Source organism: Paracoccus zeaxanthinifaciens ATCC 21588, from assembly GCF_000420145.1.
In the GTDB taxonomy this organism is placed as follows: domain Bacteria; phylum Pseudomonadota; class Alphaproteobacteria; order Rhodobacterales; family Rhodobacteraceae; genus Paracoccus; species Paracoccus zeaxanthinifaciens.
Genome location: NZ_ATUJ01000009.1, coordinates 77693 through 96075, shown reverse-complemented (window position 1 = coordinate 96075; position 18383 = coordinate 77693). Strand labels below are relative to the sequence as shown.

Below are 18383 nucleotides of genomic sequence, written 5' to 3'. Positions count from 1 at the left end.
GGATGGCGCTGAACGGCTGGGTCGTGCAGACGGGGCAGGGCGGGCGGCTGCTGCGCTATGCCATCGCGCCTGCGGGCCGCGATGCGCTGCGCAGGATGCTGCGTTCGGCGCGGCAGAAGGGTGCGGTGCCGGGCCATACCTCGTTCGATCAGGCCGAACCCGTGATGCAGGGCATGGCCGAGGCGCAGGCCGGTTTCGACCATGCCGACCGCCACCGCATCTGGGAAGAACGCACCGTCGAGGACCCCGAGGACGGCCAGCGGCGCCGGACCCGCGTCAATATCGCCGAAAGCCCGCTGCTGGTCATGGCGCGGCGGCGCGATCACCTGGGCCAACCCTTCCTGACCGGCGATCAGGTCGCCGCGGGCGAACGCCTGCGCGAGGATTTCGAGCTTGCGCAGATGGGCCCGCGCGTCACCCAGAACTGGGACGGCTTCATGACGGCGGGCATCGACGTGTCGCATAATGGCGGTGGCTATCGCGGAGGCTCGGAATCGGCGCGCGACCGCGTTGCGATGGCCCTGCGAGAGCTTGGCCCCGGATTGGGCGACGTGGTGCTGCGCGTCTGTTGCTTCCTCGAAGGGATCGAGCAGACTGAGCGCAGGCTGGGTTGGTCGGCGCGTTCCGGCAAGATCGTCCTGCGCCTCGCGCTGATGCGGCTGGAGCGTCACTATTCCGAGACCTATGGCAAGGGCGCCCGCCTGATCGGCTGAGGGATGCGGCGAAACCGGGGCCTTTGCGGCCCCGGTTTCGTGCCGCCTTGTCGTTTCCCCCGCATAGGGACTAGGGTCGCAGTCGCCCTTATACCCATTCCCGATCGCGGAACCCGATGAACATCACCCTCCGCCAATTGCGCTATTTCCTTTCCCTTTGCGATCATGCGCATTTCACCCGCGCCGCCGAAGCGATCAACGTCACGCAGCCCGCGCTGTCAATGCAGATCCGCGCGCTGGAGGAGGAGATCGGCGCGAAGCTGGTCGAACGGACCAGCGGCGGCGTCGTCTTGACGCCGCAGGGACGCACGCTCGAGGAGCAGGCGCGGCGCGTGCTGGCCTCGATGGCGGGGTTGGAGCTGGCGGTCAGGAAACCGGGGCAGGGCGGTCGCCTGATGCTGGGCATGATCCCCACCGTCGCGCCCTATCTTCTGCCCGCGGCGCTGCCGCTGCTGCGCGCGCGGGACATCGGCCGCGACCTCCACCTCCGCGAGGCGCAGACCGAGAAGCTGATGGAGGAACTGTCGACCGGTCAGCTGGACGCCATCGTGGTTGCGACCCCGCCGACCGATGCGTCCTTCCAGGCGGTTCCCCTGTTCACCGACCGCTTCCTGCTGGCGGGCAGCACGACGCGCATCGCCGAAATGCAGGGCCAGATGATCGAGCCGCGCGCCCTCGACCCCGGCCAGCTACTGTTGCTGGACGAAGGGCATTGCCTTGGCGACCAGGCGCTGGAGGTCTGCGGCCTGGGCCGTGGGCGCGGTCGGCTGGACCTTGGCGCGGCGTCGCTGGCCACGCTGTGCAGGCTGGCCGCGCAGGGCATGGGCCTGACCTTCCTGCCCGAGATCGCGCGCGCCCAGGAACTGGCCGCGGCCCCCGGCCTGACAGCCATGCGCTTTCCCGAGCCGCAGCCCCTGCGCGAGGTTCTGCTGCTGCGCCGGGCCTCGACTTCCGGGGATGGCTGGATCGACGATCTTGCGGGAATTCTGCGACAGGCGGCGGAACCCTTGCTGACCTGACGCGTGGCGCGTTGCCATTCCGGAGCGAAAGCCCTATTTCTGTGGCAACCGCGACCGAAAGGAATTGCTTTGCGCGACCTACGACTTCCGGATCAGCGCCACCCGGAAAAGGCGCACCGCCCCGATCAGGCACAGCCCCGCAAACCCGACTGGATCCGCGTCAAGGCGCCGACCTCGGAAGGGTACAAGCAGACGCGCGACCTTCTGCGCGAGAACCGCCTGTCCACCGTCTGCGAGGAAGCAGGCTGCCCGAATGTCGGCGAATGCTGGAGTCAGGGCCACGCCACCATGATGATCATGGGCGAGATCTGCACCCGTGGTTGTACCTTCTGCAACGTGGCCACGGGCCGTCCGAACGATCTGGACGTGTTCGAGCCGGGCCGCGTGGCCCATGCCGTGCAGAAGCTGGGCCTGAACCACGTCGTCATCACCAGCGTCGATCGCGACGATCTGGACGATGGCGGGGCCGAACATTTCGCGCAGACGATCCGAGCGATCCGTCACCGCTCGCCCGATTCCACGATCGAGGTGCTGACGCCCGACTTCCTCAAGTCGAAGCCCGGCGCGCTGGAAACCGTGGTCGAGGCGAGGCCCGACGTGTTCAACCACAACCTGGAAACGGTGCCGGGGCTTTACACCTCGGTGCGTCCGGGCGCGCGGTATTTCCACTCGCTACGCCTGCTGCAGCGGGTCAAGGAACTGGACCCGACGATGTTCACCAAATCGGGCATCATGGTCGGCCTGGGCGAGGATCGCCCGAGCGTCCTGCAGGTCATGGACGACATGCGCGCCGCCGATATCGATTTCATCACCATCGGCCAGTATCTGCAGCCGACGCCGAAGCACCATCGCGTCGACCGCTTCGTCACCCCCGAGGAATTCGCGGGCTATGAAAAGGCGGCCTATGGCAAGGGCTTCCTGATGGTTTCGGCGACGCCGCTGACGCGTTCCTCCTATCACGCGGGCGACGATTTCGCGCGTCTTCGGCAGGCACGTCTGGAAAAGCTCGGCCGCGCCTGAGCGGTCTTGCATTTCCCCCGGACGCCGATTACGGATTTCCGGCGGGCGCATGACGCCCGTTCCGGGAAGGCACCGGGGGAAACCCTTGGGGGCGTGGCGGAATGGTAGACGCGACGGATTCAAAATCCGTTTCAGCAATGAGTGTCGGTTCGAGTCCGACCGCCCCTACCATGCCTTTCCGATCCGATACCCTCCGCGCATTTTGTCGCAGATGATTGGAACGATTGCCGCAACTGCATTGTTGTCCATCCGAAGGTGATGAGCACCGAAGGAAAGGACGAAGCAATGGCAAATCCGAACCAGGTCAACGATCTGCAACGCGACGCGGCTGCTGCCGCCGACGAGGCCCGCAGCGATCTGCGCGAAGGCGCGAGCAAGATCCGCGACGACATCCGCGAGACGGCGCAGAACATCCGAGAGAATGCCAGCGCCGAACGCCTGATGGAAAAAGGGGCAGGGCTGGTCAACGAGGCCGCCGAAGCCGGTCGCGAATATGCCGACCGCGCACGTGCGACGGGTCGTGAATATACCGACCGTGCCCGTGCCGAGGCCGACCGCCTCTATGCCAAGGGCCAGCACATCGCGGAAGATGCAGGCGCCTATGCCGAGCTGCAGTATGACGAGGTGTCGAACATGGTGCGTCGCAACCCGGCGCAGGCGCTCGGCATCGCTGCGGGTGTCGGCTTCCTCGTCGGCCTGCTGATCTCGCGTCGCTGAGGTTCCGATGATCGAGTTCGCGCAGAACCTCAAGCGCGGCATCTCGGACAGCTTTCGTCGGACGGGAATGAAGATCGGTGGCGGCATCGTGGCCGCCATCGCCTTCGGTTTCCTGACAGCGGCGCTGTGGTCGTTCCTTGCGGTCGAGCTGGACTGGGGTTCTACCTTGGCGTCGCTGGCGGTCGGTGGCGGTTTCCTTGTGATCGCGCTCGCGCTTTTCATCGCGGCGCGCAAACCACGCCACCGCATGCCGACCGGTGACGATCTCAAGCGAGAAGTTCAGGCCCGTGTCTCGCTTGCGAAGGATGCGGCCGTCGGTCAGGTCCGTTCGAAATTCGACGAGGCTGTCCAGCCGCTGAAGGAAAAGGCCGAGCGGGCAGGGGCGACGCCCGAACGTGCAGCAGCAGTGCGGGACGGCGCCATCCACGGTGCCGGTCAGGTCGATCAGGCTGCGAGCACCAACCTGGGCAGCATGGGCAAGCTGATCGGTGCATTTGCCGTCGGGCTGAGCATCGCATCGGCGATCCGAGGCCGCGACGACGACGATGACGATGACGACTTCGACGACATCATCTGAAAAGGGCGCCCCGTTAGGGCGCCCTTGTTCGTATCAGCCGTTCGCCTCGCGGATGCGATCGGCCGCTTCCTTGTCAAAGGCGATGCCTTTCTGCTCGAACATCTGGTCAAGCTCGCCCGACAGCGTCATCTCGGTGATGATGTCGCAGCCGCCCACGAACTCGCCCTTGATGTAAAGCTGCGGGATCGTCGGCCAGTCCGAGAAGTCCTTGATACCCTGACGAATATCCTGATCGGCCAGAACGTTGATGTCCTGGTAGCCGACATTCATGTAGTTCAGGACCCCGGCAACGCGGCTGGAGAAACCGCATTGCGGCATTTCCTTGGTGCCCTTCATGAACAGAACGACTTCGTTCGTGTCGATGGTTTCCTGGATCCGGGTGGTCACGTCGCTCATCGCGTGTATCCTTCCATTCGAAAGCCCGCCGATCGGGCGGGCCGATGCAAATTCGGTCGGGCAGGGGCCGTCAATCGGGGGCCTTGGTCGTCAGCGCCAGTGCGTGAAGTTCGCCGTTGCTGCCGTCCATCTTGCCCTTCAGCGCGGCATAGACCGCACGCTGCTGCTGGACCCTGTTCATTCCGCGAAAGGATGCGTCGATGACCTCGGCGGCATAGTGGTTGCCGTCGCCGGCCAGGTCGGTGATCGTGATCTGGGCGTCGGGAAAAGCCTCTCGGATCAGGGCTTCGATCTCATGCGCTTCAATCGCCATTCTACATCCTCGTATCGGTATTCCAAAGATGTAGGGGAAGCCAGAAGTGGCTGCAAGTGCGGGAGCGTTCCTGCGATGGGAACGCTCCTGTCAGGGCGTTCAGTTGACGGTGCTGACGGCACCCACGGTTCCGCCGACGACGGCGCCGGCCGGACCTGCGACAGCTGCGCCGCTGACGCCGCCAGTGGCCGCGCGTTCCGTGACGGTATCGCCGCATGCTGCAAGGCCAAGCGTCGCTGCAAGGATCAGGATTGGTTTGAGACTGGACATCGAATGCTCCGATTTTCTGTTCCTGCAACACGACGCGCAAAGCCTTGCCGGGTTCCCCGCAGGGGACCATCCAAATATTTGGTAATCCGTATTATGCAACATTAAGACTTGTTGCTTGCGGTCGGCTGCATGCCGCGACACTCTCCGCCCGACATCTCGCGCCATGGGCGTTCATGAACCTGGCGACGATTTACCACGAACTGAAAGGATCAGCCATGACGCCGGTCGTCTTCGATCTGGATGGCACGCTGGTGGACAGCGTCCCCGACATCCACGCATGTGCCACGCTCACGCTGCAGGAATTCGACGCCGAGCCGCTTGGCGTGGACAGGATCCGCAGCTTTGTCGGTGGCGGCGTCGGCATGCTGTGGGACCGCATCATTGCGGCGACGACGCTGGACCCCGCGCGTCACGATGACTTCGTCGCGGCCTTCATGCGGCACTATCAGCAAGCGACCGCGCATTCGACGCTTTATCCCGGCGTGCTGGAGTGTTTGCGCGATCTTCAGGCGGCTGGCCATCCGATCGGACTGTGCACGAACAAGCCGCTTGTTCCGACGCGCAAGGTTCTGGACCATTTCGGCATTGCGCCATTCATGGGCGTCGTGATCGCTGGCGACACGCAGCCGGAGCGCAAACCGCATCCTGCGCCCCTGACCGCGGCCTTCGCGGCGCTTGGCGGCCAGGGCATCTTCGTCGGCGACAGTGAATTCGACGCCGATTGCGCCGCTGCCTTGTCGGTGCCGTTCCTTCTGTTCACCGAGGGCTATCGCAACACGCCGCTGGACCAGATGCGTCATGCCGCAAGCTTTGGCGATCATGCCGATCTGCCGGGCCTGGTTCGGCAGGCCGACGCGATGGTGCGCGCCTGATGGGCTGTTTTCTTGACACCGGGCGGCAACCGCGTCACTTCGATTGCGCAACCGTCCCAACCAGAGGTGCCACATGGACCTTCGCCAGCTGAATCCGAACCTTGCCGTGTCGCCGCAGATCATGCCGGAAGACGTGCCTGCGCTGGCCGAGGCCGGTTTCAGGGTCCTTGTGAACAACCGTCCCGACGACGAGGTCGGTCCCGATATCGACCATGACGTCATGGCCCAGGCCGCCGCCGATGCGGGGATGAGCTATCACTATCTGCCGTTTCATCCGGGGCAGATCACGCCCGATCTGATCTCGGATTTCGGGACGGCAGTCGAGGCGGGCGGCCCGGTCATCGCCTATTGCCGTTCGGGCAATCGGTGCACGGTCCTGTGGGCGCTGACCCAGGCCGGTCGCGTCCCCGCGTCCGAGATCGTCGAGACTGCCGCCGGCGCAGGCTACGACATCAGTGGCATCCAGCCCCTGATCGAGTCGCTGGCCAGCCGCAAGGGCTGATACGGGCAGGGCGATCCCCCTGCCCTGCCCTTTTCAGGCGATCAGGCGGGCACCCCGAGTGCCCTCTTGACATTCGCCGTCCAGCCAAGAAGCCGCAGCTCCCCTGCCCGAATCGCGGGACGCTTCATCAGCGCGGGCTTGGCGCCGATCATGGCGACAGGTTCGCCCGCCCTCTCGTCCTCGGACATGCCGCGCCAGGTCAGGCTGGCCCGGTTGACGATCTTGTCGCCGAATTCCTCGTGCACCGACTGGCGCTCGTCCTCGGACAGCGGGTCCTTCTGGACATCCCTGAATTCGACCGTCCAGCCGTGCTCTTCCAGCGCCTTCTGCGCCTTCACACAGGTCGAGCAGTGGCCAAGCCCAAGCATTTGCAGCGTTTTTTCCGTCATCGGACCCTCGTTCACATCAGATCAGCGGAACGAAAGGTACGCCGCAGCCTGCAAGGGCCGCAAGTGAAAGGAAACCGACAAGAAGACGCATGAGAACCTCCGTAAGCGTTCGTTTCCTTCCTTCCATGGCGGGAACGCGGGCTGCAACGGAAAACGGGCCCCGAAGGGCCCGTTCCGCATCACCTTGTCGATGGATCAGTCGACCATCGGAAGCAGCTTGTTCAGCGAATCCTTGGCATCGCCATAGAACATGCGCGTATTCTCCTTGAAGAACAGCGGGTTCTCGATCCCGGAATAGCCGGTGCCCTGCCCGCGCTTGCTGACGAAGACGTTCTTGGCCTTCCAGACCTCCAGCACGGGCATGCCTGCGATGGGGCTGTTCGGATCGTCCTGCGCCGCGGGGTTCACGATGTCGTTCGACCCGATGACGATGACCACGTCGGTCTGGGGGAAGTCGTCGTTGATCTCCTCCATCTCAAGCACGATGTCATAGGGGACCTTCGCCTCGGCCAGCAGCACGTTCATGTGACCGGGCAGTCGGCCCGCGACCGGGTGGATCGCGAAGCGGACTTCCTTGCCGGCCGCGCGCAGCTTGCGGGTCAGTTCGCTGACCGCCCCCTGCGCCTGCGCGACGGCCATGCCGTAACCCGGCACGATGACCACGCTGTCCGCGTCGTTCAGCGCGGCGGCCACGCCATCCGCGTCGATGGCGATCTGCTCGCCCTCGATTTCCGCTGCGGGACCGGTTTCGCCGCCGAAGCCGCCCAGGATCACGCTGACGAAGTGGCGGTTCATCGCCTTGCACATGATATAGGACAGGATCGCACCCGAGGAGCCGACCAGCGCGCCGGTCACGATCAGCAGATCGTTCGACAGCGTGAAGCCGATCATCGCGGCGGCCCAACCCGAATAGCTGTTCAGCATCGAGACGACGACGGGCATGTCCGCGCCGCCGATCCCCATGATCAGGTGATAGCCGATGAAGAAGGCCAGCAGCGTCACCAGAACCAGCCAGAACAGCGCAGGTCCGACACCGGTGAAGTACAGCAGCCCGAAGACCAGCGACAGCGCGACGGCGCCCGCGTTCAGCATGTGACCGCCCGGCAGCTTCTTCGGCTTGCCGTCGACGCGACCTGCCAGCTTGCCGAAGGCCACGACCGAGCCGGTGAAGGTCACCGCGCCGATGAAGATCCCGAGGAAGACCTCGATCTTCAGCATCGCGATTTCCGCCGGGGTCTTGTGCGCCAGGATCGCGGCAAAGCCCGCGAATTCATGGGCGGCACCCTCGGCCTTCATGCGCATGACGCGGCCAAGCTCGATCTGGGCGTTGAAGCCGACGAAGACCGCCGCAAGGCCGACGAGGCTGTGCATCGCGGCTACCAGCTGCGGCATCTCGGTCATCTGGACGCGTTTGGCGACGACCCAGCCGATCGCGCCGCCGATGGCGATCATGACCAGCGACAGGAACCAGTTGCCCGCGCCCGGTCCGAAAAGCGTGGCAATGACGGCCAGCGCCATGCCCGCGATGCCGTACCAGATGGCGCGCTTCGCGCTTTCCTGTCCCGACAACCCGCCGAGCGACAGGATGAACAGGACCGATGCGACCACATAGGCCGCGGTGGTGAATCCGTATTCCATTCCTGCCCCCTTACGACTTCTGGAACATGGCGAGCATGCGCCGGGTGACCATGAAGCCACCGAAGATGTTGACGCCCGCCATCAGCACGGCCAGCGCGCCCAGGATGACGACAAGCCACGACCCCGAGCCGATCTGCATGAGCGCGCCCAGGATGATGATCGAGCTGATCGCGTTGGTGATCGCCATCAGCGGCGTGTGCAGCGAATGGGCGACATTCCAGATCACGCGGAAGCCGACGAAGCAGGCCAGCACGAAGACGATGAAATGCGACATGAAGCTTGCGGGCGCGACAAGGCCAACCAGCAGCACCAGCAGACCGCCGCCCAGCAGCAGGCCGACCTGGCTGCGCGTCTCGGCCTTGAAGGCCGCGGCCTCGGCGGCCTTGCGTTCCTCGGGCGTCAGCTCCTTCTTCTTCTCCTTGGGCTTCTGGGCCGCGATGGCCGCGACCTTGGGCGGAGGGGGCGGCCAGGTCACGTCGTGATCATGGGCGACGGTCGCCCCGCGGATCACGTCATCCTCCATGTTGTGATCGAAGACGCCGTCCTTGCCGGGGGTCAGATCGGTCACGAAGTGGCGGATGTTGTTGCCATACAGCTCGGATGCCTGCGCGCCCATGCGCGACGGGAAATCGGTATAGCCGATGACGACGACGCCGTTGTCGGTCACGATCCGCTCGTCCTGGACGGTCAGCTCGCAATTGCCGCCCTTCTCGGCGGCCAGATCGACGATCACGCTGCCGGGCTTCATCGCCGCGACCATGTCGGCGGTCCACAGGACCGGCGCATCGCGGCCCGGGATCAGCGCGGTCGTGATGACCACGTCCATCTGCGGCGCCAGCTCGCGGAACTTCTCAAGCTGCTTCTCGCGGAATTCGGGGCTGGAGGGCGCGGCATAGCCGCCCGTCGCCGCACCGTCGCTGACACCCTCGTCGAATTCGAGGAAGACGAACTCGGCGCCCATGCTCTCGATCTGCTCGGCCACTTCGGGACGCACGTCGAAGGCATGGACCTGCGCGCCCAGGCTGACCGAGGTGCCGATGGCCGCAAGACCCGCGACCCCTGCACCCACGACCAGCACCTTGGCGGGCGGAACCTTGCCCGCGGCGGTCACCTGGCCGGTGAAGAAGCGCCCGAAATTGTTCGCGGCCTCGATCACCGAACGGTAGCCCGCGATATTCGCCATCGAGGACAGCGCGTCCATCTTCTGCGCGCGGCTGATGCGCGGGACCATGTCCATCGCGATCGCGGTGATGCCCTGATCCTTGGCCTTCGCCAGCAGTTCCTGGTTCTGCGCCGGATAGAAGAACGAGATCAGCGTCTGTCCTTCGCGCATCTCGCCGATCTCGGCCTCGGTCGGCTGGCGGACCTTGGCCACCATGTCCACCGTGGCGATCAGCTCTGCCGCGGTCTGGCAGACGGTCACGCCCCCCGCGCGGTAATCGTCGTCGGAAAATCCGGCGCGGTCGCCCGCCCCGCTCTCGACGAAGACCTCGTGCCCCAGCTTGGCCATATGGCCCGCCGAGGACGGAGTAATCGCGACACGCGCCTCTCCGTCGAAGCCCTCGCGCAATGCGCCAATCTTCATGATCCGAACGTCCCCCATCGTTTTTGTCACTGTCGCGGCGACTTGTAGCACCGCGCAACATTCTTTCACAAGTCGATGGGGCTGTGCACTGCCGGAAACAGTGTCGTGGCGTCACGATTTTCGAATGTGACGCGCATGAAAAAGGCCCGGCGCGATGCCGGGCCTTCCTTGTCCTTGGTGCGTCCGCGGATCAGTTCGCGGGTGCGGTCGTCTCGGCTTCCTCGGCGGGAACGGCGGGTTCGGTGCTCAGCGCGTCGTCGACGGCCTGAGCGGCCTCGTCGGCTGCCTCGCGTGCAGCGTCGGCGGCGTTGGATGCAGCCTCGGCGGCGCTGTCCAGCGCGCTGTCGATCGCGCTGCCAGCCTCGCCAGCGGCCTCGTCGGCCGCTGCTGCGGCATCGTCGGCGGCAGCCTCGGCTTCGTCGGCTGCGTTGTCGGCGGCGGCGGCTGCATCGTCGGTCGCCTCGTCAGCGGTCGCTGCGGCGTCGTCAGTCGCCTCATCAGCTGCGGCTGCCGCATCCTCGGCGGCTGCTTCGGTGGCGGCGGCAGCGTCCTCGGCAGCCTGCTCGGCCTCGACGGCGGCGTCGTCAGCGGCTTCTGCTGCACCCTCGGCACCGGCTTCCAGCTGGTCCTCGGCCTCGGCGGTGGCTTCGGCGGCCTCGTCCGCGGGCTGCTCGGGCTCGACTTGCTCGGCGCCGGTGGTGGCCTCGGCCTCGGCTGCGGCGTTGTCGGCCTCCGCCTCGGGCTCGGCGACCGGCTCGGGCGCTTCCTCGGTCGTGGTCACGGTGGTGGTGTCACCTTCGACGACGGTATCGTCGGTCGTGAAGCGCTGCAGGACGAAATAGGCCAGCGCCAGCGCCAGCAGCACGCCGATGATCAGCGGCAGCGCCGAGGAACGGCGCTCGACCGGCTCCACATAGGTTTCCTGGTGACGATCGGTGTTCTTCGGATCGTTGGGATCATGGCTCATGCGGATCTCCAGTTCTGTTTTCTCGTTATGCCCCTCTGGCGCAAGCCTTTTTGATACCGGGCGGCATCGCGCTGTCAATCGCCGACGGGCGCAGTCCGACTTGCGGGCAGACCATCTGCCCATTAACACGATGGCAAGGCAGGGGTTCCCTCCTGCAGGACAAATGGAAGCAAAGGCCCGACATGCCCTCGCCGATTTCACAGCCCGTCCAACTTCTGGCGGATTACCGTCCCTACCCCTTCATCCTGTCGGAAACGCGTCTGGACGTGACGCTGGACCCGCAGGCGACGCTGGTCGCCGCGGCGATCGACATGGCACCGCGCGACGGCCTCGAGGATCTGGTCCTCGATGGCGGATCGGGGGTGCAGCTTCTGTCGCTGGCCATCGACGGCACCGCGCCCGACGACGCGCATGTGACGCGCGACGACGAAAGGCTGGTGATCGCGGCGGCGGCCCTCCCCGACGGCCCCTTCACGCTGGAGACGCAGGTCCGCATCGACCCCGCCGCGAATACCGCGTTCGAGGGGCTGTACCTGTCCGGCGGCATCTTCTGCACCCAGTGCGAGGCCGAGGGCTTCCGCCACATCACCTTCTATCCCGACCGCCCCGACGTGATGACGACCTTCCGCGTCACGATCCGCAGCGACAAGCCGGTGCTGCTGTCGAACGGCAACCCCGTGCGGCAGGAACCGGGTCTGGCCGAATGGCACGACCCCTGGCCGAAGCCCGCCTATCTGTTCGCGCTGGTCGCGGGCGATCTGACGGCTGTCAGCGACAGCTTCGTCACGGAATCGGGCCGCGACGTGGCGCTGAACGTCTGGGTGCGCCCCGGCGATCAGGACCGCGCAGGCTTTGCCATGGAATCGCTGATCAAGTCGATGCGGTGGGACGAGGATGTCTATGGCCGCGAATACGATCTGGACGTGTTCAACATCGTCGCCGTCGATGATTTCAACATGGGCGCGATGGAGAACAAGGGCCTCAACATCTTCAACTCGAAGCTGGTGCTGGCAAGCCCGGAAACCGCGACCGATACCGATTACGAACGGATCGAGGCGGTGATCGCGCATGAATATTTCCACAACTGGACCGGCAACCGGATCACCTGCCGCGACTGGTTCCAGCTGTGCCTCAAGGAAGGTCTGACCGTCTTCCGCGACCAGCAGTTCACCAGCGACATGCGCAGCGCCCCGGTCAAGCGGATCGAGGATGTCCGAACCCTGCGTGCCCGCCAGTTCCGCGAGGATCAGGGCCCGCTGGCGCATCCCCCGCGCCCCGACCGCTACGAAGAGATCAACAATTTCTACACTGCGACCGTCTACGAGAAGGGCGCCGAGGTGATCGGCATGCTGAAGCGTCTCGTGGGCGAGGACGGTTATGCCAAGGCGCTGGACCTGTATTTCGACCGCCATGACGGGGATGCCGCCACGATCGAGGATTGGCTGAAGGTCTTCGAGGACGCGACGGGTCGCGACTTGGGCCAGTTCAAGCTCTGGTACACCGATGCGGGCACGCCGCGCCTGACCATGACCGAGCATTGGTCCGACGGCACCCTCACGCTGGATTTCGCGCAATCGACCGCGCCGACGCCCGGACAGCCCGACAAGCCCGCCCGCGTCATCCCCATCGCCGTGGGCCTGATCGGCCCGAATGGCGACGAGGTCCTGCCGACGCGCATCCTCGAGATGACCGAGGACCGCCAGAGCTTCTCCTTCGAGGGGCTGGGCGCGCGTCCGGTCGTGTCGGTCCTGCGCGGCTTCTCGGCGCCGGTGATGCTGGAACGCCAGATCGACGACGAGACCCGCGCCTTCCTGCTGGCGCATGACACCGACCCCTTCGCCCGGTGGGAAGCCGGCCGAGAGCTTGCGCTGTCCGCGCTGACGCGGCTGGCGCGGGGTCAGGATGCGGGCGGCGAATATGTCGATGCGATCGGCGCGCTGGCGGCCGACGACGCGGCGGATCCGGCCTTCCGGGCGCTGTGCCTTGCGCTGCCCTCGGACGAGGAAATCGCGACGCGCCTGACCGCGCAGGGCCACGTCCCCGACCCGGATGCGATCCACGACGCCCGCGACGGCCTTGCGCGCCGCATCGCCACGACGCATCGCGACCTGCTGGAACGGCTCTATGACGCGATGGAGGTCACGGGCCCCTACAGCCCCGATGCCGATGGCGCTGCCCGCCGTGCGCTGCGGCTGGCGGCACTTGGCCTGCTGGGCCGGATCGACGGCGGTGAACGCGCGCAGGTCCTGTTCGGCGCGGCGGGCAACATGACCGAGCGCATGGGCGCGCTGTCGGTGCTGATCCGCCAGGGCGCCGCGCAGGGTGCGCTGGATGCGATGCTGGCCGAATTTGGCGACAACCGCCTGGTCATGGACAAGTGGTTCGCCGTCCAGCCGATGGCCGCATCCCCACGCGATGCAGCGGACGTGGCCGCGACGCTGGCCGCTCGCGACGATTTCGACTGGAAGAACCCCAACCGGTTCCGCTCGTTGATCGGAGGGCTGGCCGCGAACCATGCGGGCTTCCATGCCGCGGACGGTTCGGGCTATGATTTCACGGCGGATTGGCTGATCCGGATGGACGAGGTCAACCCGCAGATCGCCGCGCGCATGTCCACCGCGTTCGAGACGTGGCCGCGCTATGATGACGGTCGCCGGGCGAATGCCTTGGCCGCCTTGGAACGGATTGCCGCCCGAAAGGGTTTGAGCCGCAATACGCGCGAAATGGTGTCGCGCATGATTGCGGCCGGTGCCTGAGGTCGCGATGGTGGGGGGAAGGGACATGATCCGAACCGGCAAAGCCACGGCAGAGGCCAAGCGCGAGATGCGCGCGCGACTGGACCCGTTGATCGCGGAACGCGCGCCATGGCTCTATTCCGGCAGACCGCATCACCGGCTGGTCAAATGGGCGATGATGCTGCTGCTGCGCTATCCCCGCACGGTCGAGCTGGGCGCGCAGTTCCGCGACCTGCCCTCGGACGAGATCATGCGCCGGATGGGCGACATGATCGTCCACGACCTGACCGTCGAGGGGATGGAGAACCTGCCCGCATCCGGCCCGGCCCTGATCGTGGCCAACCACCCGACGGGCATCGCCGACGGCATCTTCCTGCACGCGCTGATTTCCCAGCTGCGGGACGACCTGTTCATCTATGCCAACCACGACATGATCCGCGTGCTGCCCCAGACCGAGGACATGATCGCGGGCGTCGAATGGCGGCACGAGAAGCGCAGCCATGCCAAGACCAAGGCCACGATGGACTATACCCGCGCGGCACTGGAAAGCGGTCGTATCGGGCTGATCTTCCCCTCGGGTCGGCTTGCCAAGCGCGAGGGCACGCAGCTGAACGAACGGCCCTGGATGGCCAGCGCCGCGATGATCGCGCGCAAGTTCGACGTGCCGGTCATTCCGCTGCGCATCCGTGCGCGCAACTCGTTGCTGTTCTACCTGTTCGACAAGATCCACCCGACGCTGCGCGACGTGACCCTGTTCAACGAGGTGCTGAACAAGACCCGTCAGCCCTATCGCGTGACGATCGGTGCGCCGATCCGGCCATCCGATCTGCCGCGCAGCGGTGACGAGGCGATCCAGCTTCTGCGCGACCGCACCCTGTCGCTGCCCGAGCCGGGCGCGACTTCGCCCCAGTGGCAGCCGGGGCGCGGGATCGGGCGCGTGGTCGGTCAGCGCCGCAGGTTGGGTCAGAAGGTCTGAGGGAATGACGGCGCGGGGTTCGACCCGCGCCCGTCACAACACCATTCACAACGCCATGTCGTCGCGATGGATCAGCGCCGCACGACCGGCATAGCCGAGGATAGTCTCGATTTCCGCCGATTGATGGCCCGCGATCATCGCGGCCTCGGAGGCGGTGTAACGCGTCAGTCCCAGCCCGATGGTCTGGCCGGCGGGACCGGTGATCGCCACGGGCTCGCCACGACCGAAATCACCCTCGATCCGGGTGACGCCCGCCGGCAGCAGCGACTTGCCGCGCCCCAGTGCTGCAACCGCGCCCTGATCGACATGCAGCGCACCGCGCGGCTTCATCGCACCGATCCAGCGCTTGCGCGCGACCTGAGGATCGCTCTCGGCCAGGAACCAGCTGGCGCGGGCGCCATTCGCCACCGCCGACAGCGGGCGCATCACCGAGCCTTCGGCAATGGCCATCGCGCAACCGCCCGCGACGGCGGTCCGCGCGGCCATCAGCTTGGTCTTCATCCCGCCCTTGGAAAGGCCGGACACCGGATCGCCGCCCATGGCCTCGATCTCGGGGGTGATGGCCTCGATCACCGAAAGGTGGCGCGCATCGGGATCCGTCTTGGGGTTCGCGGTATAGAGCCCGTCCACATCCGACAGCAGCAGAAGCTGGTCCGCGCCGCAGGTCACGGCGATCTGCGCGGCCAGTCGGTCGTTGTCGCCAAAGCGGATCTCGTCGGTGGCGACGGTGTCGTTCTCGTTCACGATGGGAACCGCGCCAAGCGACAGCAGCGTCTGCATCGTCGCACGGCTGTTCAGGTAACGGCGTCGATCCGCGCTGTCCTCCAGCGTCAGCAGGACCTGCGCGGTCTTGACGCCATGCGGTGCCAGGGCTTCCTCGTAGGCGCGGGCAAGGCGGATCTGGCCGACAGCGGCGGCGGCCTGCGCCTGTTCCAGCGGCAGCGCACCCTGCGGCAGGTCCAGCACCCGCCGCCCAAGCGCGATCGAGCCCGAACTGACCAGCACCACGTCCACGCCCTGACGCCGCCATTCGGCCACGTCGTCGCACAGTCCGCGAAGCCAGTCCGCGCGAAGCCCGTCGGGACCGACCAGCAGGGCCGACCCGACCTTGACGACCAGCCGACGCGCCCCGCGCAGGGAAGGCGTCACGGCTGCCACGGGGCGTCGTCGCCCTCGATCTCGGAGGCGCTGCGGCGGGTCGGCTCGACCTGCGCCCACAAGGCGCGCAGAACCTCCTGCACGCCCTGCTTGGCGACGCTGGACATCAGGCGCACCTGTCCGCCGATCTCGGCTTCCAGCGCGGCGTGGCGTTCCTCCAGCGTTTCGGCATCCAGCGCGTCGATCTTGTTCAGCACCGTCACGCGCGGCTTCTGCATCAGGATCGGGCTGTAGGCTTCCAGCTCGTTCAGGATGGTGCGCGCGTCGCCCGCGACATCCTCGGATGTGCCATCGACCAGATGCAGCAGCACGTTGCTGCGCTCGACATGGCCGAGGAACTGGTCGCCCAGGCCCCTGCCCTCGCTTGCGCCCTCGATCAGGCCGGGAATGTCGGCCATCACGAATTCATGACCGTCCACGCCCACGACGCCAAGGTTCGGGTGCAGCGTGGTGAAGGGATAATCGGCGATCTTGGGACGCGCGTTCGACACGGTCGCAAGGAAGGTCGACTTGCCCGCGTTCGGCAGGCCGACAAGACCGCCATCCGCGATCAGCTTCAGGCGCAGCCAGATGGTCCGCTCGACCCCCGGCTGGCCGGGGTTCGCGTTGCGCGGCGCACGGTTGGTCGAGGTCTTGAAATGCAGGTTGCCCCAGCCGCCATTGCCGCCGCGCGCCAGCAGCACGCGCTGGCCCACCTCGGTCAGGTCCGCGATGACGGTGTCCTCGTCCTCTTCCAGGATCTGGGTGCCGACGGGGACGCGCAGGACGATCTCGTCGCCGGACTTGCCGGTCATCTGGCTGCCCATGCCGTGCTGGCCGGACTTGGCAAAGAAATGCTGCTGATAGCGGAAGTCGATCAGCGTGTTCAGCCCGTCCACGGCCTCGGCCCAGACGTCGCCGCCCTTGCCGCCGTCACCGCCATCGGGGCCGCCATATTCCACGAATTTCTCGCGACGGAAGGACACGCAGCCGGCGCCACCCCCGCCCGAGCGGATATAGACTTTTGCGAGGTCCAGAAATTTCATCGCGAGGCTCCTTGGTTCGGCCCTGCGGATACGCCTTCGGGCGATATGGCGCAAGCCCGCCCTACTGGCAAAGCGCGGCGCCGCACCTATGTTTGTTGCGAAGGAGTGCATGATGATCCATTTCGACAACAGCTATGCCCGTCTGCCGCAGGGCTTCTTCGCCCGCACCCGGCCGACGCCGGTCAGCAGCCCGCGGCTTCTGGTGCTGAACGAGACCCTGGCCGAGCGGTTGGGCCTGGATCCCGCGCACCTGGCGTCCGATGGCGTCGAGATGCTGGCCGGGAACGCCGTTCCCGATGGCGCCGAACCCATCGCGCAGGCCTATGCCGGGCACCAGTTCGGGGGCTTCTCGCCGCAGCTGGGCGACGGGCGCGCGGTGCTGCTGGGCGAGGTGATCGCCCCCGACGGGCAGCGCTTCGACCTGCAGCTGAAAGGCTCGGGCAAGACGCCGTTCTCACGGCGCGGCGACGGTCGGGCATGGATGGGGCCGGTGCTGCGCGAATACCTCGTCAGTGAATACATGGCGGCGATGGGCGTGCCGACGACCCGGGCGCTTGCCGCCATCGCGACGGGCGATCTCGTGTTCCGCGAACAGGGCGGGCTTCCGGGCGCCGTGCTGACCCGCGTCGCGGCCAGCCATATCCGCGTGGGCACGTTCCAGTATTTCGCCGTCCGCGACGATATCGAGCGTCTGCGCCAGCTGACCGATCACGTCATCGACCGCCACTATCCTCAGTGCAAGGATCCGCTGGAGTTGCTGGACGCCGTCGTCGCGCGGCAGGCCCGCACCATTGCCGACTGGATGGCGCTCGGGTTCATCCACGGGGTGATGAACACCGACAACATGGCGATCTCGGGCGAGACGATCGATTACGGCCCCTGTGCATTCATGGATGCATATCATCCGGATACGGTCTTTTCCTCGATCGACACGCAGGGCCGCTATGCCTGGGCGCAGCAGCCGCAGATGGCGGTCTGGAACCTTGCGCAATTCGCGACCTGCCTGATCCCCCTGATGGGCGAGGAAGAGGCCGCGGTCGAGGCCGCGACCAAGGCCGTCCATCGCTTCGGTCCGCTGTATCAGGCGGCATGGCTGGAACGCTTCGGCGCGAAGCTGAGCATCGACGGCGCGCAGCACCAGGCCCTGATCGAGCGTCTGCTGACGCTGATGGCGCAGCAACGCGCGGACTTCACCCGCGTCTTCGCGGGTCTGGCGCATGGCGGCGCACGGGACGAGTTCATCGACCGCGACGCCTTCGACGCTTGGCACGCCGACTGGCAGGCACTGTCGCCGGACATGGCCCTGATGGCCCGCGTGAACCCGCTGCGCATCCCGCGCAATCACCGGATCGAGGGTGCGATCGAATCCGCCGTCGCGGGCGACATGCAGCCCTTCCGCAAGCTGCTGGACGCCTGCACCCGGCCCTTCGAGGCGCGGGCCGACTGGAGCGACCTGTCGACCGCCCCCACCAGTTCCGAGGCCGTGCGCCGGACCTTCTGCGGAACGTGAC

Annotated in this window: 19 protein-coding genes and 1 tRNA gene; 11 read left to right on the top strand and 9 right to left on the bottom strand. The window is 66.3% G+C overall.

The window, feature by feature from the left end; translation table 11 throughout:
* Positions 1 to 2 precede the first annotated feature (2 nt).
* The 6 genes from F804_RS16225 (at position 3) to F804_RS0110205 (ending at position 4046) form a co-directional block, all read left to right on the top strand.
* Complete coding sequence (locus F804_RS16225; RefSeq protein ID WP_051142353.1) at positions 3 to 713, top strand: DUF6456 domain-containing protein; 711 nt, start codon at positions 3 to 5, stop codon at positions 711 to 713.
* Positions 714 to 829: 116 nt separating this feature from the next.
* Positions 830 to 1732, top strand: a complete 903-nt coding sequence (locus F804_RS0110225; protein ID WP_022707654.1) for a LysR substrate-binding domain-containing protein — start codon at positions 830 to 832, stop codon at positions 1730 to 1732.
* Between the two features lie 39 nt (positions 1733 to 1771).
* The gene (gene lipA / locus F804_RS0110220) at positions 1772 to 2752 is read left to right on the top strand and encodes a lipoyl synthase (RefSeq protein WP_425413871.1); all 981 of its coding nucleotides are present in this window, start codon (positions 1772 to 1774) and stop codon (positions 2750 to 2752) included.
* Positions 2753 to 2839: 87 nt separating this feature from the next.
* Positions 2840 to 2923, top strand: a tRNA-Leu gene (locus F804_RS0110215).
* 114 nt (positions 2924 to 3037) lie between these two features.
* Positions 3038 to 3469, top strand: a complete 432-nt coding sequence (locus F804_RS0110210; protein ID WP_022707652.1) for an ElaB/YgaM/YqjD family protein — start codon at positions 3038 to 3040, stop codon at positions 3467 to 3469.
* A 7-nt stretch (positions 3470 to 3476) separates the two neighbouring features.
* Positions 3477 to 4046 carry a phage holin family protein gene (locus F804_RS0110205; RefSeq protein WP_022707651.1) on the top strand — a complete coding sequence of 190 codons (570 nt, stop codon included), beginning with the start codon at positions 3477 to 3479 and terminating at the stop codon, positions 4044 to 4046.
* Between the two features lie 33 nt (positions 4047 to 4079).
* Here the strand turns inward: F804_RS0110205 and grxD are convergent, their stop codons facing one another.
* The 3 genes from grxD to F804_RS17520 all read right to left on the bottom strand — a co-directional run bounded on the left by grxD (position 4080) and on the right by F804_RS17520 (position 5025).
* Positions 4080 to 4442 carry a Grx4 family monothiol glutaredoxin gene (gene grxD / locus F804_RS0110200; RefSeq protein WP_022707650.1) on the bottom strand — a complete coding sequence of 121 codons (363 nt, stop codon included), beginning with the start codon at positions 4440 to 4442 and terminating at the stop codon, positions 4080 to 4082.
* A gap of 70 nt (positions 4443 to 4512) precedes the next feature.
* On the bottom strand, positions 4513 to 4755 hold the full coding sequence (locus F804_RS0110195) for a BolA/IbaG family iron-sulfur metabolism protein (RefSeq protein WP_022707649.1): 243 nt from the start codon (positions 4753 to 4755) through the stop codon (positions 4513 to 4515).
* A 99-nt stretch (positions 4756 to 4854) separates the two neighbouring features.
* On the bottom strand, positions 4855 to 5025 hold the full coding sequence (locus tag F804_RS17520) for a hypothetical protein (RefSeq protein WP_169447690.1): 171 nt from the start codon (positions 5023 to 5025) through the stop codon (positions 4855 to 4857).
* A gap of 173 nt (positions 5026 to 5198) precedes the next feature.
* On the opposite strand from F804_RS17520, the gene gph reads away from it, so the two are divergent.
* A complete protein-coding gene (gene gph / locus F804_RS0110190) occupies positions 5199 to 5897 on the top strand; it encodes a phosphoglycolate phosphatase (RefSeq protein WP_245540344.1) in 699 nt (232 codons plus the stop codon).
* A gap of 73 nt (positions 5898 to 5970) precedes the next feature.
* Positions 5971 to 6399 carry a protein tyrosine phosphatase family protein gene (locus tag F804_RS0110185; RefSeq protein ID WP_022707647.1) on the top strand — a complete coding sequence of 143 codons (429 nt, stop codon included), beginning with the start codon at positions 5971 to 5973 and terminating at the stop codon, positions 6397 to 6399.
* Positions 6400 to 6440: 41 nt separating this feature from the next.
* Here F804_RS0110185 and F804_RS0110180 read toward each other — a convergent pair whose 3' ends face one another.
* From F804_RS0110180 to F804_RS16220, 4 genes are all read right to left on the bottom strand, one after another.
* The gene (locus tag F804_RS0110180; RefSeq protein WP_425413870.1) at positions 6441 to 6767 is read right to left on the bottom strand and encodes an arsenate reductase family protein; all 327 of its coding nucleotides are present in this window, start codon (positions 6765 to 6767) and stop codon (positions 6441 to 6443) included.
* A 216-nt stretch (positions 6768 to 6983) separates the two neighbouring features.
* Entirely contained in the window at positions 6984 to 8426 is a 1443-nt protein-coding gene (locus tag F804_RS0110175) for an NAD(P)(+) transhydrogenase (Re/Si-specific) subunit beta (protein WP_022707645.1), read from the bottom strand.
* Positions 8427 to 8436: 10 nt separating this feature from the next.
* Entirely contained in the window at positions 8437 to 10011 is a 1575-nt protein-coding gene (locus F804_RS0110170) for a Re/Si-specific NAD(P)(+) transhydrogenase subunit alpha (protein WP_022707644.1), read from the bottom strand.
* 190 nt (positions 10012 to 10201) lie between these two features.
* The gene (locus F804_RS16220) at positions 10202 to 10978 is read right to left on the bottom strand and encodes a hypothetical protein (protein ID WP_022707643.1); all 777 of its coding nucleotides are present in this window, start codon (positions 10976 to 10978) and stop codon (positions 10202 to 10204) included.
* Between the two features lie 182 nt (positions 10979 to 11160).
* Between F804_RS16220 and pepN the strand changes: the two genes are divergently transcribed.
* Positions 11161 to 13734 carry an aminopeptidase N gene (gene pepN / locus F804_RS0110160; protein WP_022707642.1) on the top strand — a complete coding sequence of 858 codons (2574 nt, stop codon included), beginning with the start codon at positions 11161 to 11163 and terminating at the stop codon, positions 13732 to 13734.
* 25 nt (positions 13735 to 13759) lie between these two features.
* Positions 13760 to 14689, top strand: a complete 930-nt coding sequence (locus tag F804_RS16215; RefSeq protein ID WP_022707641.1) for a lysophospholipid acyltransferase family protein — start codon at positions 13760 to 13762, stop codon at positions 14687 to 14689.
* Positions 14690 to 14734: 45 nt separating this feature from the next.
* Here F804_RS16215 and proB read toward each other — a convergent pair whose 3' ends face one another.
* Complete coding sequence (gene proB / locus F804_RS0110150; RefSeq protein ID WP_022707640.1) at positions 14735 to 15847, bottom strand: glutamate 5-kinase; 1113 nt, start codon at positions 15845 to 15847, stop codon at positions 14735 to 14737.
* Complete coding sequence (gene obgE, locus F804_RS0110145) at positions 15835 to 16872, bottom strand: GTPase ObgE (protein ID WP_022707639.1); 1038 nt, start codon at positions 16870 to 16872, stop codon at positions 15835 to 15837. Before obgE ends, proB begins: the two co-directional genes overlap by 13 nt.
* A gap of 112 nt (positions 16873 to 16984) precedes the next feature.
* Here obgE and F804_RS0110140 point away from each other — a divergent pair, with 112 nt between their 5' ends.
* The gene (locus F804_RS0110140; RefSeq protein ID WP_084686586.1) at positions 16985 to 18382 is read left to right on the top strand and encodes a protein adenylyltransferase SelO; all 1398 of its coding nucleotides are present in this window, start codon (positions 16985 to 16987) and stop codon (positions 18380 to 18382) included.
* The last annotated feature ends 1 nt before the right edge of the window (position 18383 follow it).

Bases quoted from the DNA above. Each gene is read 5' to 3' on its own strand.
- obgE (WP_022707639.1), bottom strand. From the start codon at position 16,872: ATGAAATTTCTGGACCTCGCAAAAGTCTATATCCGCTCGGGCGGGGGT.
- F804_RS0110225 (WP_022707654.1), top strand. From the start codon at position 830: ATGAACATCACCCTCCGCCAATTGCGCTATTTCCTTTCCCTTTGCGAT.
- F804_RS0110210 (WP_022707652.1), top strand. From the start codon at position 3,038: ATGGCAAATCCGAACCAGGTCAACGATCTGCAACGCGACGCGGCTGCT.
- F804_RS0110205 (WP_022707651.1), top strand. From the start codon at position 3,477: ATGATCGAGTTCGCGCAGAACCTCAAGCGCGGCATCTCGGACAGCTTT.
- F804_RS0110175 (WP_022707645.1), bottom strand. From the start codon at position 8,426: ATGGAATACGGATTCACCACCGCGGCCTATGTGGTCGCATCGGTCCTG.
- F804_RS0110195 (WP_022707649.1), bottom strand. From the start codon at position 4,755: ATGGCGATTGAAGCGCATGAGATCGAAGCCCTGATCCGAGAGGCTTTT.
- F804_RS16225 (WP_051142353.1), top strand. From the start codon at position 3: ATGGCGCTGAACGGCTGGGTCGTGCAGACGGGGCAGGGCGGGCGGCTG.
- F804_RS0110140 (WP_084686586.1), top strand. From the start codon at position 16,985: ATGATCCATTTCGACAACAGCTATGCCCGTCTGCCGCAGGGCTTCTTC.
- F804_RS16220 (WP_022707643.1), bottom strand. From the start codon at position 10,978: ATGAGCCATGATCCCAACGATCCGAAGAACACCGATCGTCACCAGGAA.
- pepN (WP_022707642.1), top strand. From the start codon at position 11,161: ATGCCCTCGCCGATTTCACAGCCCGTCCAACTTCTGGCGGATTACCGT.
- F804_RS17520 (WP_169447690.1), bottom strand. From the start codon at position 5,025: ATGTCCAGTCTCAAACCAATCCTGATCCTTGCAGCGACGCTTGGCCTT.
- F804_RS16215 (WP_022707641.1), top strand. From the start codon at position 13,760: ATGATCCGAACCGGCAAAGCCACGGCAGAGGCCAAGCGCGAGATGCGC.
- grxD (WP_022707650.1), bottom strand. From the start codon at position 4,442: ATGAGCGACGTGACCACCCGGATCCAGGAAACCATCGACACGAACGAA.
- F804_RS0110170 (WP_022707644.1), bottom strand. From the start codon at position 10,011: ATGAAGATTGGCGCATTGCGCGAGGGCTTCGACGGAGAGGCGCGTGTC.
- F804_RS0110185 (WP_022707647.1), top strand. From the start codon at position 5,971: ATGGACCTTCGCCAGCTGAATCCGAACCTTGCCGTGTCGCCGCAGATC.
- F804_RS0110180 (WP_425413870.1), bottom strand. From the start codon at position 6,767: ATGCTTGGGCTTGGCCACTGCTCGACCTGTGTGAAGGCGCAGAAGGCG.
- gph (WP_245540344.1), top strand. From the start codon at position 5,199: ATGAACCTGGCGACGATTTACCACGAACTGAAAGGATCAGCCATGACG.